Origin of the sequence: Citrobacter sp. RHBSTW-00887, from assembly GCF_013728095.1 — a bacterium.
GTDB classification, from domain to species: domain Bacteria; phylum Pseudomonadota; class Gammaproteobacteria; order Enterobacterales; family Enterobacteriaceae; genus Citrobacter; species Citrobacter braakii.
Map to the genome: position 1 here is coordinate 724,290 of NZ_CP056267.1, position 15,226 is coordinate 739,515.

17 protein-coding genes and 1 riboswitch are annotated in these 15,226 nt (G+C 51.2%); of the genes, 9 read left to right on the forward strand and 8 right to left on the reverse strand.

The window, feature by feature from the left end:
* Positions 1 to 25 precede the first annotated feature (25 nt).
* Complete coding sequence (gene hldE, locus HV314_RS03475) at positions 26 to 1,459, forward strand: bifunctional D-glycero-beta-D-manno-heptose-7-phosphate kinase/D-glycero-beta-D-manno-heptose 1-phosphate adenylyltransferase HldE (RefSeq protein ID WP_016154530.1); 1,434 nt, start codon at positions 26 to 28, stop codon at positions 1,457 to 1,459.
* Positions 1,460 to 1,767: 308 nt separating this feature from the next.
* Positions 1,768 to 1,974, forward strand: a complete 207-nt coding sequence (glgS, locus tag HV314_RS03480; protein WP_019077704.1) for a cell surface composition regulator GlgS — start codon at positions 1,768 to 1,770, stop codon at positions 1,972 to 1,974.
* 34 nt (positions 1,975 to 2,008) lie between these two features.
* On the opposite strand, the gene ubiK is transcribed toward glgS, so the two are convergent.
* Complete coding sequence (ubiK, locus tag HV314_RS03485; RefSeq protein ID WP_003024618.1) at positions 2,009 to 2,305, reverse strand: ubiquinone biosynthesis accessory factor UbiK; 297 nt, start codon at positions 2,303 to 2,305, stop codon at positions 2,009 to 2,011.
* Positions 2,306 to 2,437: 132 nt separating this feature from the next.
* Positions 2,438 to 2,587, forward strand: a riboswitch (FMN riboswitch).
* 106 nt (positions 2,588 to 2,693) lie between these two features.
* Here ubiK and ribB point away from each other — a divergent pair.
* A complete protein-coding gene (gene ribB, locus HV314_RS03490) occupies positions 2,694 to 3,347 on the forward strand; it encodes a 3,4-dihydroxy-2-butanone-4-phosphate synthase (RefSeq protein WP_181547340.1) in 654 nt (217 codons plus the stop codon).
* Positions 3,348 to 3,430: 83 nt separating this feature from the next.
* Here ribB and dsbI read toward each other — a convergent pair whose 3' ends face one another.
* From dsbI to HV314_RS03505, 3 genes are read right to left on the reverse strand one after another with little or no spacing between them, the layout of a single operon-like run.
* Positions 3,431 to 4,108 carry a protein-disulfide oxidoreductase DsbI gene (dsbI, locus tag HV314_RS03495; RefSeq protein WP_047414041.1) on the reverse strand — a complete coding sequence of 226 codons (678 nt, stop codon included), beginning with the start codon at positions 4,106 to 4,108 and terminating at the stop codon, positions 3,431 to 3,433.
* 14 nt (positions 4,109 to 4,122) lie between these two features.
* Positions 4,123 to 4,791, reverse strand: coding sequence for a thiol:disulfide interchange protein DsbA/DsbL (locus HV314_RS03500; RefSeq protein WP_019077701.1), 669 nt, complete (start codon positions 4,789 to 4,791; stop codon positions 4,123 to 4,125).
* A 23-nt stretch (positions 4,792 to 4,814) separates the two neighbouring features.
* On the reverse strand, positions 4,815 to 6,611 hold the full coding sequence (locus HV314_RS03505) for an aryl-sulfate sulfotransferase (RefSeq protein ID WP_181547342.1): 1,797 nt from the start codon (positions 6,609 to 6,611) through the stop codon (positions 4,815 to 4,817).
* 397 nt (positions 6,612 to 7,008) lie between these two features.
* On the opposite strand from HV314_RS03505, the gene HV314_RS03510 reads away from it, so the two are divergent.
* The gene (locus HV314_RS03510) at positions 7,009 to 7,185 is read left to right on the forward strand and encodes a hypothetical protein (protein ID WP_016154525.1); all 177 of its coding nucleotides are present in this window, start codon (positions 7,009 to 7,011) and stop codon (positions 7,183 to 7,185) included.
* Between the two features lie 65 nt (positions 7,186 to 7,250).
* On the opposite strand, the gene zupT is transcribed toward HV314_RS03510, so the two are convergent.
* Positions 7,251 to 8,024 carry a zinc transporter ZupT gene (gene zupT / locus HV314_RS03515; protein WP_016157488.1) on the reverse strand — a complete coding sequence of 258 codons (774 nt, stop codon included), beginning with the start codon at positions 8,022 to 8,024 and terminating at the stop codon, positions 7,251 to 7,253.
* Positions 8,025 to 8,171: 147 nt separating this feature from the next.
* On the opposite strand from zupT, the gene ygiD reads away from it, so the two are divergent.
* Positions 8,172 to 8,960, forward strand: a complete 789-nt coding sequence (ygiD, locus tag HV314_RS03520; RefSeq protein WP_181547344.1) for a 4,5-DOPA dioxygenase extradiol — start codon at positions 8,172 to 8,174, stop codon at positions 8,958 to 8,960.
* 85 nt (positions 8,961 to 9,045) lie between these two features.
* Here ygiD and HV314_RS03525 read toward each other — a convergent pair whose 3' ends face one another.
* From HV314_RS03525 to tolC, 3 genes are all read right to left on the reverse strand, one after another.
* On the reverse strand, positions 9,046 to 10,206 hold the full coding sequence (locus tag HV314_RS03525) for a glutathionylspermidine synthase family protein (protein WP_019077698.1): 1,161 nt from the start codon (positions 10,204 to 10,206) through the stop codon (positions 9,046 to 9,048).
* 5 nt (positions 10,207 to 10,211) lie between these two features.
* Entirely contained in the window at positions 10,212 to 10,889 is a 678-nt protein-coding gene (locus tag HV314_RS03530; RefSeq protein WP_016154521.1) for a DUF1190 family protein, read from the reverse strand.
* Positions 10,890 to 11,036: 147 nt separating this feature from the next.
* On the reverse strand, positions 11,037 to 12,515 hold the full coding sequence (gene tolC / locus HV314_RS03535; protein ID WP_181547346.1) for an outer membrane channel protein TolC: 1,479 nt from the start codon (positions 12,513 to 12,515) through the stop codon (positions 11,037 to 11,039).
* Between the two features lie 199 nt (positions 12,516 to 12,714).
* Here tolC and nudF point away from each other — a divergent pair, with 199 nt between their 5' ends.
* Genes nudF through yqiA form a run of 4 tightly spaced genes read left to right on the forward strand, consistent with a single transcriptional unit; the run spans position 12,715 to position 15,199 of the window.
* A complete protein-coding gene (gene nudF, locus HV314_RS03540; protein WP_019077696.1) occupies positions 12,715 to 13,347 on the forward strand; it encodes an ADP-ribose diphosphatase in 633 nt (210 codons plus the stop codon).
* Complete coding sequence (locus HV314_RS03545; RefSeq protein ID WP_181547348.1) at positions 13,344 to 13,766, forward strand: DUF1249 family protein; 423 nt, start codon at positions 13,344 to 13,346, stop codon at positions 13,764 to 13,766. Before nudF ends, HV314_RS03545 begins: the two co-directional genes overlap by 4 nt.
* Before the next feature lie 24 nt (positions 13,767 to 13,790).
* On the forward strand, positions 13,791 to 14,618 hold the full coding sequence (cpdA, locus tag HV314_RS03550) for a 3',5'-cyclic-AMP phosphodiesterase (protein ID WP_016154517.1): 828 nt from the start codon (positions 13,791 to 13,793) through the stop codon (positions 14,616 to 14,618).
* Positions 14,618 to 15,199: an esterase YqiA gene (yqiA, locus tag HV314_RS03555; protein WP_019077695.1), complete on the forward strand. Its 582-nt coding sequence runs from the start codon at positions 14,618 to 14,620 to the stop codon at positions 15,197 to 15,199. Before cpdA ends, yqiA begins: the two co-directional genes overlap by 1 nt.
* The last annotated feature ends 27 nt before the right edge of the window (positions 15,200 to 15,226 follow it).

Consider the following 15,226-nt stretch of genomic DNA (forward strand, 5'->3'; position numbering starts at 1 on the left):
TCAGAGAATCTCTCAGGAGACAGGAATGAAAGTAACGCTGCCAGAGTTTGAACGTGCAGGAGTCATGGTTGTCGGTGATGTGATGCTAGATCGCTACTGGTACGGTCCTACCAGCCGTATTTCACCTGAAGCGCCGGTTCCGGTGGTGAAGGTTGATACCATTGAAGAACGTCCCGGTGGCGCAGCAAACGTGGCGATGAACATTGCCTCTCTGGGAGCGAATTCGCGTCTGGTGGGCCTGACTGGGATTGACGACGCGGCGCGTGCGCTGAGCAAAACGCTGGCGGATGTGAACGTAAAATGTGACTTCGTTTCTGTGCCAACTCATCCGACGATCACCAAACTGCGCGTGCTTTCCCGCAACCAGCAGCTGATTCGCCTGGATTTCGAAGAAGGTTTTGAAGGCGTGGATCCGCAGCCGCTGCATGAGCGTATTAACCAGGCTCTGGGCTCCATTGGCGCTTTGGTGCTCTCCGATTATGCCAAAGGCGCGCTGGCAAGCGTGCAGCAGATGATTGCTCTGGCGCGTAAGGCTGGGGTGCCGGTGCTTATCGATCCGAAAGGGACCGATTTTGAACGCTATCGGGGCGCAACGCTGCTGACGCCGAATTTGTCTGAATTTGAAGCGGTGGCCGGTAAGTGCAAAAGCGAAGATGAACTGGTTGAGCGCGGCATGAAAGTAATTGCAGATTTCGACCTTTCTGCGCTGCTGATCACGCGTTCCGAACAGGGTATGACGCTGCTGCAACCGGGCAAATCGCCACTGCATATGCCGACGCAGGCGCAGGAAGTGTATGACGTGACGGGTGCGGGTGATACGGTGATCGGCGTGCTGGCTGCGACGCTGGCGGCGGGGAACACTCTGGAAGAGGCGTGTTATTTTGCTAATGCCGCAGCGGGTGTTGTCGTCGGTAAACTGGGGACTTCCACCGTTTCCCCGATTGAACTGGAAAACGCCGTGCGCGGTCGGGCCGACACTGGCTTTGGCGTGATGAGCGAGTCTGAGCTGAAACAGGCCGTAGCCAGCGCCCGCAAGCGCGGTGAGAAAGTGGTGATGACCAACGGCGTGTTCGACATCCTCCATGCGGGCCACGTTTCCTATCTGGCGAATGCGCGCAAGCTGGGCGATCGTCTGATCGTGGCGGTAAACAGCGATGCTTCGACCAAACGTCTGAAAGGCGAAACGCGTCCGGTCAACCCGCTGGAACAGCGCATGATCGTGCTGGGCGCGCTGGAAGCCGTCGACTGGGTGGTCTCTTTTGAAGAAGACACACCACAGCGTCTGATTGCCGGCATCCTGCCGGATCTGCTGGTAAAAGGCGGCGACTATAAGCCGGAAGATATTGCGGGCAGCAAAGAAGTGTGGGCGAACGGCGGTGAAGTGCTGGTGCTGAACTTTGAAGATGGCTGCTCAACGACCAATATCATCAAGAAGATCCAAAAAGACAGCGATAAATAACAAATGCTGGAAACGTATCGAACTTTTGGATGCGATACGTTTCTTGCTGTTGATGCTGCTGTTTTCTTCAACTTAAAGTAAAGGAATAAGGGGAGAAGGGATTTCTCCCCCTGATTTACTTTTACATGACGTTACAATCCAGCGTGCGTCACGCTGACCTTAAATCCGACCCCTCTTAGATTTCGTGGGAAACTGTGAACCAGCGCAGTGGGTTTGCGCACAATATGTACAGAATAACTTCGCATCCAGGGAAATACTGAAATTAGAAAAAGCATATGGCCTTAACAGATATTCAATAACTGGAGGGTATGCTCATGAACAGCAATATGTATTCAATGAACAATTTCGATTTCCTGGCCCGTAGTTTTGCCAGGATGCAAGCTGAGGGCCATCCCGTAGATATCCAGGCGATAACTGGGAATATGGATGAAGAACATCGTAGCTGGTTTTGCAAACGCTATGCGCTGTACTGCCAGCAAGCGACGGAGGCCAGGAAGCTAGAACTGGAACACTAACAGAAAAAACGGGCCTTGCGGCCCGTTGTCGTTTTTACTCTTGCGGATCGACTGACGGGATCGCGGGAGCAGGTTTAACTTCCGCCGTTTTTTCACGCGATTCCAGCTCCGTCAGACGTTGCTCAAGCAGCGCCAGCTTTTCACGGGTACGCAGCAAAACCTGAGTCTGTACATCAAACTCTTCACGGCTTACCAGATCCAGACGGGTCAGCTGTGACTGCAGCGTTTGACGAATTTTCTTCTCGACGTCTTCGCCAAACTCGCGGATCCCTTTCGGCATCGACTCGTGAACCTGACGAGCAATCTGCTCAATTTTTTTCGGGTCAATCATTGTGGTTTCCCTGAACTGGTACGTGTTGTTGCCTATTGTAGTGCGAACTGGCACAGGCATAAACCAGAATTGTGTGAAGCTAAGACGAGCAAAGGCGTTGATGAAGGTAATCAATAGCGTTATAGTTAACCCGCTTATTCTCAGGGCGGGGCGAAATTCCCCACCGGCGGTAAATCAACTCAGGTTGAAAGCCCGCGAGCGCTTTGGGTGCAAACTCAAAGGTCAGCAGATCCGGTGTAATTCCGGGGCCGACGGTTAGAGTCCGGATGGGAGAGAGTAACGATCCAGTCGGGCATGGACCCGCTCACGTTATTTTTTTGCCGCTTAGACGGTACTCCTAAGACTGCCCTGATTCTGGTAACCATAATTTTAGTGAGGTTTTTTTACCATGAATCAGACGCTACTTTCCTCTTTTGGTACGCCTTTCGAACGTGTTGAACTTGCGCTGTCTGCGCTGCGTGAAGGACGCGGTGTGATGGTGCTTGACGACGAAGATCGTGAAAACGAAGGCGATATGATTTTCCCGGCAGAAACCATGACCGTTGAACAGATGGCTCTGACCATCCGTCACGGCAGCGGTATTGTATGCCTGTGCATCACTGAAGACCGACGCAAACAGCTCGATCTGCCAATGATGGTGGAAAATAACACCAGCGCTTACGGTACCGGTTTTACCGTGACCATTGAAGCCGCAGAAGGCGTGACCACCGGCGTTTCCGCTGCGGACCGTGTTACTACGGTGCGTGCGGCAATTCAGGATTGCGCTAAACCTTCCGATCTTAACCGTCCGGGGCACGTTTTCCCGCTGCGTGCTCAGGCAGGTGGCGTGTTGACCCGCGGTGGTCACACTGAAGCAACCATCGACCTGATGACGCTGGCAGGGTTTAAACCGGCAGGCGTGCTGTGCGAACTGACCAATGACGATGGCACCATGGCGCGTGCGCCAGAATGTATCGAATTTGCCGGCAAGCATAATATGGCGGTAGTTACTATCGAAGACCTGGTGGCTTACCGTCAGGCGCATGAGCGCAAAGCCAGCTAATCGCAAATTACCACGTTAGTCGCGGTAAGCATAAAAAACCGAAGCCATCTTCCAGGCTTCGGTTTTTTTGTTTCTTGCTCTGATTATTTGGTTCTCACCCGCTTTAATGCCCATGCGCCGCTCATAATGACGAGCAACAGTAAGCACAAACTAAAGGCCAACAAACAGGCCTGCGCCATGTTCATAAAATGCCAAGGCGGGATCAGATACCAGCCTTCTGACTGCTGGTACAGATCGACAAACCACTTTTGCGTACTGCTGAGCGCCACGCCGTCGGGAACAATGGGAGCGTCATAGCCGCAATCTCCTGTGGGTTTAAACCACTCCGGTGCCCAGTTGGCCAGAGGCAAATTGAAAGGGAATGTCGGATCGGTGGAACATCCCTGTACGCCAAACAGCGAATCCGGGTCCGGATTATGTACAGCATAATGAATGCTGTTAAGTTTGATGGAGAACTTAATGCCCAGGATGCTGCCGTAAAATGCCGCGATACAACCGATGAGCTTCAGAACAACATTTTTGGGGTTGATTGCCGCAATCAATCCGCCAAAAACCATCACCAGCATGGCAAAACGAATGTAGACACATTGCTCGCAGGGTGCCATGTAGAGATAGATTTGGAAGAACGAGTGCGCCAGAATAATCAATCCACCCATTGCGCAAGCCATCAACAGCCACAGAAAGCGCTGTTCCTGCCATCTCACCAGGGTATCAACCGGTGTATTACATAAGTCTCGCCACGATCCTTTTATGAAAGCCATAGCCGGGTCCCTGTTTATTTTTTCGCGAGCTCTCTGACAAGCTCAGCCATGGAATCAATAGATTTGATATTTTTGGTGTAGATCAGGTATTTACCATTGACGACGTAAGCCGGAACGCCCTGAATTTTGGCGACATCATATGCTGCTTTCCATTTCTCCAGCGTTTGCTGGACGGCAGGATCCTTCAATGCCGCGTCAAAATCAGCCTGGCTCATGCCCGCTGCATCCAACCCTGTTTTGATGAATGAGGCGGGATCTTTACCCTCTGACCAGCGCTCTTTCTTATCGTGGTAGGCGGCGTAATAAGCGAACTTGGCTTTTTTAAACTGTGATTTGGCGTCAAACAATGAAATACCTGCAGCCATGTCCCTGGCAATCATTACGGCAAAGATTTCACTGGCCTGCTTACCGTATTCCCCTTTGGTTTCCAGATGAAACGGAGTGAAAGTAACGACATCGGCGACTTTGTCTGACACGGGCCCTGTCACGGCTTTATCATATTTGTAGCAAAATGGGCAGGCGTAACTGAATACTTTGATCAACGTCTTATCAGCATTGGGAATTGGTTTTTCCAGAACCATATAATCAGTGCCTTCAGTAAACGCTGATGCTGCAAACGGTGAGGCAAGCGCGGCGGTTAATACCACACTTTTAAATAATGAAGTGATCCATTTAGATGACATAATTAATCCTTAATCTAACGTAATTATTTAAACATTTGGCGTGGATGAACCAGCAATGCACGGTAGTGAGTTTGATTTGGCTTATCGGACAGGACATTAATTTCGACTTTGACTTCTTTTGTTTTGTAGTCAATTTCGTTGATTTTGCCGATGGTTGGTTGTCCAACGTCAAATAAATTAATCGAACCACCAAAGCCAAACATGGTGTCGCGATCCTTTTGATATTCGATAACCGAGGTGATAGGGCTATAAAAATCGTAACCGCGCTCTTTTCCGTACTCCCAAATTTGCTGAACGGTCCCTTTTTTCTCGTCAATTTTATATTCGACGAAACGGGAGTATTTCATCGTTGGTAACGCTGGTTGTTCGAGTCCGCGGCCATCGCCGTTGTCAAAAATGGTAAGCGTTCCTTTGCTGGAGAGCCATGCGGTGTGTTGAGTGTAGGTAAAATCGAAATCGGTATTCTCGCACTTGCCATTTTCATCACATTTCAGTGCGGTGCCTTTATCATCAACCGGTTTTAACAGCTTGCTTGCCAGCGCCTTATTCCAGCCTTTAGACGGTGCAAGGATCCACTTCACCTGTTTATCGCGACCGATTTTGACAACCCCCTGATGGCGGGAAGAGATAATGATGGCGTCGTCTTTGGCGTCAAAGGCGATGGAGTTAACGTGCGCCCAGTTACGACCAGCACCCACGCCGAGGGCGTCACCGTAGGGGGTATCTGGCTCCAGTTTTGCCTGCTGACCGGCATGAGCGAGGTCCACGTTGACGCATACCGCGCCCGCATCCAACGCACCCAGCAGTGCATCACGCATCGGATCGAGAATTTTTGTCAGATCCCACACGTCAACAACACGACCGGATTTGTCGACTTCAATAATCTGGTCGCGGATAGTTTGTACGTGAATGCCATCTTCCTTGCGATAATCACGTTTACCCACGCGAAGCAGTACGGTGCCGTTCACCGTTTCGACGGACTCATGCGATGCGTCGAGGAATCCGCGCGGCAGCTTATGGTCGGCCAGAATCTGGCCCATCATATCGAACTCATACCAGTGCTGGCCCTGTACGGCGGTGAAGGTGCCGCGCGGTGTCTCCCGTATGCCCATCAGGTAACCGCGCTTATTGATATCCATGTCATGGCCGTCATAGAAAGTGTCCTGATCCAGCCACCAACGATATTCGCCTTCCGTATCAACGACAAAGGTAAAGGGTGCGATATCAAAGGGTAATGCGCCACCGGCCGGACCAGCATCCAGGATACCGGCATTTTTATCTTTTTCACCATGCCAGTGGAATTCTGCGCCCTGCGCGGTAAAGGTGTGGGTATTCACCAGATAGAGACGGTCTTCAAAGCCAGGTGCGACCTTTATAACGTTTGTTTGCTGTAAATCGGAAATAGAACGGTTATCCATGTAGTGATTAACGATGGCAGATGTTTGCACCACGTAATCTTCCTTGATGGCCTTGCCATTTTCTTTATATTCAACGGTGACCTTATTAGCGAACTTTTGATAAAGGCCAAAAATAGGAACCCCATCGTAGGTGGCGAGGGATTCTTTGCCGACGGTATAGGTAATTGGGACTCCTTTTTCACCTTTACCATGAACGGTGACTTTAACATCCGAAATAACGTGACTATCTAATTCAACCAGTGCGGTAAGAGGGGCGTTTCCGTATGGGTCAACGACTATCGCACCCAATTTTCCTGCGGGCTGGGCTGGTTGGAAACCTGCGGCAAATGAATTCCCTGCGGCAAAGCCAAACGTCAGTGCAAGCGTTCCGGCTAGAAGTGTTTTTCGGTACTGTGTAAACATGGATATATCTCCTTATATTATCTTTAAATATAACAGTGCTGAATATATTATGTTTTTACGATGTGAATATAATAAAATATGGTATTGCTGATGCTACTTTTATGGTGAATATATTAATATTGATGAAATGTATTATTTTGCAGGTGCTAATTTTTATTATTTTTGGGATGGTATGAGTGCGTTATTTTAAGGGCAATATTTATTATTGCGCAGTGTGATCTTGTCGACATTGTTTTATTTTTTATAACGGTGTTAACTATTTGCATAGCTGCTGGTTTATATGATCGAAATCATATATTTGTTTCTGGAATATGCCACTATATGAGTATGTCAGAATAAGGTTGTGTAAAATTTTAACGTTAAATGTTTAATGATGTTAAATTTTAAGGGTAAAAGAATGTTTATCGCCTGGTACTGGATTGTATTAATTGCACTCGTTGCAGTTGGTTATTATTGCCATATGAAGCGTTATTGTCGGGCATTTCGGCAAGACCGGGATGCATTACTCGAGGCGCGAAACAAACTCTTTCGTCGTTCTGGCGAAGATAACAGCGCGGTTAAGGAACAGGAATAGTCCTTCACGTTCTGCTATGGATGAGCGGATGCTGTAAATTAGCAGGGTGGCATCCGCCCTCTGAATTAGCCGATCCCCATGGACTGGAGGATGACAAGGCTTAACCCCATCACCGACATTCCACAAAGTACCCCATAGCTGGGATTATTATTCGGGTCGATCTCTTTTGCCAACGGCATTAGCTCATCGACGGACAGCGCCACCATAATTCCTGCGACTGCTGCCATTATTGCCGCCATCACTACCGGTGAGATCAGGCTCCCCAGAATTAACCACGCCAGTACGCCGCCCAGGATTTCCGCCATGCCCGAGATCCCGGCCCAGAATATCGCCGTCCGTTTGGAGCCCGTGGCTGCATAGACTGGACCCGCAACGGCTAATCCTTCAGGAATATTGTGTAATGCGACGGCAAGGGCAATACCAAAGCCCAGCTCGAGGTTGCTGCTGGCGGTAACAAACGTCGCTATCCCTTCCGGGAAGTTGTGCAGGCTAATGCCGAGCGTTAATAAAATCGCGGTACGTTTAATGGATCCGGGCAGAGGCCGCGTGGTTTTCTGTACCAGATCCTGAGGGTGCGCGTGCGGCAATAGGCGGTCCAGGCCAAAGTATCCCAGTAAGCCAACGATAAACATTCCGTAGCCCAATACCGGCGACATACCTTCAGCAGCCAGTGCGGCTGGGAGCATCTCCATCAGTGAGATCAGTAACATAATCCCTGCGGCGAAGCCTAACGAAAAGGCGAGCACGCGGTTGGAGGGTTTTTGCCCTAACACGCCGAGAAATGCGCCGATAAACGTGGCGGCGCCTGCCAGTAAAGTCAGAAGTAAAGGTACTGACATCGACAAATAAAACTCCTTATCAATCTGCTGTCCGGGTTGGATCGTCAAAATAACTGATGATCTTCATCATGGTTATCTGAGTTCTTCATCAGCCGAATAAGCGTATTGTGGTGGTATCAAAATGACTCCCTCAGTAAGGATATCATCATGTCTTCAACTCGTATGCCAGCATTGTTTTTGGGTCACGGTAGCCCGATGAATGTTCTGGAAGATAACGTTTATACCCGCGCCTGGCAGCAACTGGGGGAAACGTTGCCGCGCCCGAAAGCCATTGTGGTGGTCTCGGCGCATTGGTTCACTCGTGGCACGGGCGTGACGGCGATGGAAGCGCCTAAAACAATCCACGATTTTGGCGGTTTTCCGCAGGCGCTGTATGACACCCATTACCCGGCTCCTGGATCACCGGAACTGGCGCAGCATCTGGTTGACTTGCTGGCCCCAGTGCCCGTTACCTTAGACAAAGAGGCGTGGGGTTTTGACCACGGTTCATGGGGCGTGCTGATCAAGATGTACCCGCATGCGGATATTCCGATGGTGCAGCTGAGCATTGACAGTACCAAACCTGCGGCCTGGCATTTTGAAATTGGCCGCAAGCTGGCGGCACTGCGTGATGAGGGCATTATGCTGGTAGCCAGCGGTAACGTGGTGCATAACCTGCGCACTGCGCGTTGGCACGGTGAGAACACGCCATATCCGTGGGCGACCTCATTCAACGATTATGTTAAAACAAACCTGACATGGCAGGGACCGGTTGAACAGCACCCGCTGGTGAACTATCTCGATCATGAAGGGGGATCGTTATCGAACCCGACACCGGATCACTATCTGCCGCTGCTGTATGTATTAGGTGCCTGGGATGGCAAAGAGCCGGTGACTATTCCTGTTGACGGGATTGAGATGGGAAGTTTGAGTATGTTGTCGGTGCAGGTCGGATGATAAATGCCCGATGGCACTGCGCTTATCGAGCCTACAGTTCGTGCTGTAGGCCGGGTAAGACGCAGCTACCACCCGGCACTCTCAGTCATTCGACAAAAATATGCGGATAGAAACGCGAGAGATCCTGCGTGATTAACGCACGGTCTTCGCGAATGCCAATGCCAGCTGGTTGATCGTTGATTAGCCAGCTGCCGATCAACATATAGCTGTCGCCAAACTTCGGTAGCTGATGGAATTGCTGCACGATCATACCTTCTTCGCCGTACGGCCCTTCCACTGCTTCGATCGTTTTACCGTTTTCGATAATTGAAACGTTCGCGCCTTCACGTGAGAAGATCGGCTTTACGACGAATTTATCCATCTGAGGATAGTCATCTTCGGCGAAATACGCAGGCAGCAGATTCGGATGATCCGGGAACATTTCCCACAACAGCGGTAATAACGCTTTGTTGGAGATGATGCTCTTCCAGGCTGGTTCCAGCCAGCGAACGCCAGCGTCTTCCAGCTTAGTGGAGAACATTTCGCGCAGCATGAATTCCCACGGATAGAGCTTGAACAGGTTAGCAATGACCTGATCCTGCATATCCGTGAACTGACCCTTTTCACCAAGACCAATATCTTCGACATAGAGGAATTCAGTGGCGATTTCAGCTTCGGCAGCGCAATCCTGCAGATACTGGATCGTTCCGCGATCTTCCACCGTATCGCGACAACAGGTCAGATGTAGCAACTGAAAACCATACTGCTCACGCAGCTCGGCGAAACGCTCGATCAGCTTTTCCTGCAGACTGTTGAATTGATCGCTGCCTTCCGGCAGGTTGCCTGCATTGAGTTGGTCTTCCAGCCAGATCCACTGGAAAAACGCAGCTTCGTACAGAGAGGTTGGCGTATCGGCGTTGTTTTCTAACAGCTTAGGCTCGCCCGTGCCGTCCCACGCCAGATCGAGACGCGAATAGAGCGACGGCTGCTGTGTCAGCCAGGACTGGCGGACAAAGCCCCAGGTATGCTTCGGAATGCGAAACTTGGTCATCAGCTCATCGCTGGCGATGACCCTTTCCACCACTTTGAGACACATTTGATGCAGCTCTGCGGTGACCTCTTCCAGCTTTTCGACCTGAGCAAGCGTGAGCTTATAATACGCATCCTCACACCAGTACGGCTCGCCGTACATAGTGTGAAAGTTGAAACCGTATTCGGTGGCTTTATCGCGCCAGTCCGGGCGCTCAACAATACTGACTCTTTCCATGACGATCAGCCGCCCATTGAACGAGTGGTAGTACCGCTTGCGCTACGCTGCATGGTGCTCTGTTTAGCCACAGATTCGCCAAATCCACCGCGGGTTACGGTAGAGGTGGTAGCCGGTTTCGGCGCCATGGCGGTTTTCGGTACGGTCATGGTGCGACCTGGCGTTGCGGCGCCGTAGTTTTTACCGCCGGCATCCGTATATTTGCCGTATGCCGGGCTGGCCGGATTTTTCGAGCTGAACAGCGGCTGCTGAGCGCCCATACCGCCACCCATCATGCGGCCCATCATATAGCCTGCCATCAGCGGCATCCAGAAGCTGCCGCTGCTTTGATTCTGCGCCTGAGCCTGGCCTTCACCGGTCGGCGCCATGCCCGCTTGTGCAGGTGCCTGTTGGCACTGGCCTTCGCCGAATTCAGCGATACAGTCTTCGCGAGTGGCGTATTTTGGCGCGGTGCGTTCAGCTTCTTTCAGCGCATTGTTAAACGCGGTGGTACATTCGGCGCTTTTACCCGGATTAGCTGCAGAGCAGTCGTCCGCGTTCTGATAAAGCGAAACCGTTTCGTCACTCTTTTCACAGCCCGCGAGCATAAAAACAGCGGTAACTGCCAGAGCGACAGGAGTCAGGTGGCGCGCGCTCCAGCTTTTGCGGAACGAGGCGTGATGTATAGATTTTGTCCGTTTCATTTATGTCTTCCAGGACCCAGTGGTAACTCTGCTCAGAATAGAGGATGACTGGTCGAAATTGAAGCGGGAAGAGGCGAGAATGCGGAAGAAGGGGTGGATCTTTACGTTGCCTTACGTTCAGACGGGGCCGAAGCCCCGTCATCAGCATCAGTTACGGAACGGGTTGTTACCGTTGCTGCTGGTTGAACGTGCAGCCGTTGGTTGAGCCGCAGGCATATTGCCGTTGCTGTTAAAGTCATTCACAGCGGCATCTTGCTGCGGATTTTGCGGCGCTACATTATCCGGAGAAGTCGGGATCGGTTTACCCAGCGTATTGTTCAGCGCCACCAGATCCTGCTCGTTCAGCGTACCGAGCGCAGATTTGACGTTAAGCTGGTTGATAAGATAGGTATAACGCGCATTCGCCAGTTGCTGCTTGGCGTTGTACAGCGTGGTGGTGGCATCCAACACATCCACGATGGTACGGGTACCTACGGAATAGCCTGCTTCCATCGCATCTAAAGAGCTTTGGGCAGAGACAACCGCTTGTTTGTACGCGTTAATGCTACTGATGGAAGCATTAATGTTGTTGAACGAAGAACGCACGGTTTGCACCACGCTGCGGTGCGCGCTTTCCAGTTGTTCGCTCGCGCCAACAAAGTTGTACTGCGCTTGTTTCACCTGCGAGTTAACCATCCCGCCCTGGTACAGCGGCAACGAGAAGTTCAGACCGATTTTGTTCTGGCCCATGTTGCTGTCGTCATACTGGGAGGTGTTGGTTTTCGACCCGTTGTAGGAGGTGTCAGAAACGCCGGTAGAGGCGGTCAAACCCAGCGTCGGTAAGTAACCATCCTGCGCCAGACGAATCTGTTCACGCGCCAGATCCTGGCTCAAACGCGCCTGCAATAATGAGAGGTTGCGGTTTTCTGCTTCTTTCAGCAGCGCGTTCACCGCTTGCGGTTTGTTGGTTTTAAAGCCATCAACGTTCAGCGAAGCCAGTTCCGGGTAGTAGTTACCGGTCACCTGGCGCAGCTGTTCTACCGCGTTGTCCAGATTGTTACGCGCGGTCACTTCGTTCGCCAGCACGGTATCGTATTGTGAACGGGCGTTCTGTACGTCAGTGATGGCGACCAGGCCCACGTTAAAACGCTGTGTGGTCTGATCTAACTGACGATAGACCGCATCTTTCTGTGCCTGAGTGTAAGACAGCACGTCAATCGCGTTCAGTACGTTAAAATAAGCGGTAGCGGTATTCAGGATCAGCGTTTGCTGATCGGTCTGATACGTTACGTCCTGGATGCCTGCTGCTTTTTCTTGCAGCGTCAGGGCACGCCATTTAGACATGTCGAACAGCGTCTGAGTCAATTGTAATGACGCGCTGGTTGCGTTGGAGTTGACGCCATTTGCATCACGGTAGCCATTGCTGTAGGTGTAATCGGCACCTAAACCTAGTTGCGGCAGTAATGGGCTACGCGCTTCGTTAATTTTTTCGAATGCAGTATCGCGATCGGCGGCGGATTTACGCAATTCCGGGTTGCTCAGGCGTGCTTGCTGATAAACCTGCATCAGGTTTTCTGCCTGGCTCAAAGTAGTGAACCCCGACAGGCTCAGGCCGATAAGGATGGGGAGCAATTTCTTCATTTGCATTCCTTGTTGTGAAGCAGTATTTAGCGCTGATCAAATTGTAAAAATATTTGCTGATTCTAGCAGAATCCGCCACTTCAAAAAGTTGGCGTTACGTGCCATACGGCGTTAATTTGCATCAATTTAACACAAGGGCGTTCAAACATCAGTCAAACGACCTTGAAATTCACATTTTAATCACTATTGGTTTCAGGACAGCACAATGCGTAAACCAGACAACTTGCCAATGACTTTCACTAAAAATGATGTAGAAATTATTGCACGAGAAACGCTATACCGCGGTTTTTTTTCACTGGATCTTTATCGGTTCCGTCATCGCCTGTTTAACGGCGGTATGAGCGGTGAGGTAAAGCGCGAAATTTTTGAGCGCGGACACGCGGCAGTCTTGCTACCCTTTGACCCTGAGCGGGACGAAGTGGTTCTGGTCGAGCAGATCCGTATCGCAGCGTTTGATACCAGCGAAAGCCCGTGGCTCCTGGAAATGGTGGCCGGAATGATTGAAGAGGGCGAAACCGTTGAGGAAGTGGCTCGTCGTGAAGCGATGGAAGAGGCCGGGCTGGAAGTTAAACGTACCAAGCCCGTTCTGAGCTATCTGGCAAGCCCTGGCGGCACCAGTGAGCGCCTGTCTATTTTAGTTGGCGAAGTGGACGCCACGACCGCGAGCGGGATCCACGGTCTGGCTGATGAAAACGAAGATATTCGTGTTCATGTGGTGAGCCGGGAGCAGGCTTATCAATGGGTTGAAGAGGGGAAAATCGACAACGCGGCTTCTGTCATCGCCTTGCAATGGTTACAGCTGCACTATCAAGAGTTAAAAACTGAGTGGAAAAAATGAAGCGTTACACACCTGACTTCCCTGAAATGATGCGCCTGTGCGAAACCAACTATTCGCAATTGCGCCGTCTGCTGCCGCGTAATGACGCAGCCGATGAAACAGTGAGCTATCAGGTCGCAAACGCACAATATCGGTTAACGATCGTTGAATCGACCCTATACACTACGCTTGTCGCGATCGAACAAACGGCACCCGCGGTCACTTACTGGAGCCTGCCGTCATTGACAGTCCGCCTGTATCATGACGCGAGGGTGGCCGAAGTGTGTTCGAGTCAGCAGATCTTTCGCTTCAAAGCGCGGTATGATTATCCAAATAAAAAGTTGCATCAACGCGACGAAAAGCATCAAATTAATCAGTTTCTGGCCGACTGGTTACGGTACTGTTTAGCACATGGAGCGATGGCGATTCCGGTTTATTAGCGTCGTGAAACCTAAGGACACCATTTGGAAAGCCTGTTAACCCTTCCTTTGGCTGGTGAGGCCAGAGTCAGGATCTTACAAATTACAGACACTCACCTGTTTGCCGAAAAGCATGAAACGCTGCTGGGTGTAAACACCTGGGACAGCTATCAATCCGTACTGGATGCAATACATGCAGAGTCGCCTGAATACGATCTGATCGTCGCGACTGGTGATTTGGCGCAGGACCAATCCGCTGCGGCCTATCAGCATTTTGCTGAGGGCATCGCAAGCTTTCGTGCGCCCTGCGTTTGGCTACCGGGCAATCACGATTTTCAGCCGGCAATGTACAGCGCGCTACAGGACGCGGGGATCTCACCCGCTAAACGCGTCTTTATTGGTGAACAGTGGCAAATCCTGTTGCTGGACAGCCAGGTGTTCGGCGTTCCCCACGGTGAATTAAGCGAATTTCAGCTCGAATGGCTGGAACGTAAACTTGCCGATGCGCCTGAGCGCAATACTTTGCTGCTTCTGCATCATCATCCTCTGCCAGCAGGCTGTAGCTGGCTCGATCAGCATAGCCTGCGTAATGCCGCAGAGCTGGATAACGTGCTGGTGAATTATCCTCGTGCCAAGTATTTGTTGTGTGGGCATATTCATCAGGAACTGGATTTGGACTGGAACGGACGCCGCCTGCTGGCGACGCCGTCGACCTGTGTGCAGTTTAAGCCACACTGTTCCAACTTCACGTTAGATACCATCAGCCCAGGCTGGCGGACGCTGGAGCTTTTTGCTGACGGGACGTTGCAGACGCAGGTACGCCGTCTGCAGGGTAATCGGTTCCACCCTGATACCGCTTCAGAAGGCTACTGATGTCTACGCTTCTTTATCTTCACGGATTTAATAGTTCTCCTCGTTCGGCGAAGGCATGTTTGCTGAAAAACTGGCTGGCGGAGCATCATCCGCACATTGAGATGATCGTACCCCAGTTGCCACCGTATCCGGCCCAGGCCGCAGAGATGCTGGAATCGATCATTCTTGAACATGGCGGAGAGTCGCTGGGAATTGTCGGTTCCTCGCTAGGAGGCTATTACGCCACCTGGCTGTCGCAATGTTTTATGCTGCCCGCGGTGGTGGTGAACCCTGCTGTCCGACCTTATGAACTGCTGGTCGACTATCTCGGTCAAAACGAGAACCCCTACACGGGGCAGCAATATGTGCTAGAGTCACGCCATATTTACGATCTTAAAGTCATGCAGATTGACCCGCTGGAAGCGCCGGATTTGATCTGGCTGCTTCAACAAACGGGCGATGAAGTGTTGGACTACCGCCAGGCGGTGGCGTATTACGCCTCCTGCCGCCAGACAGTTATTGAGGGCGGAAACCACGCATTCACGGGCTTCGAAGATTATTTCAACCCGATTGTCGATTTCCTTGGACTGCACAGTTTCTGACGATCAATTCGAATTGCTTATTTAAAC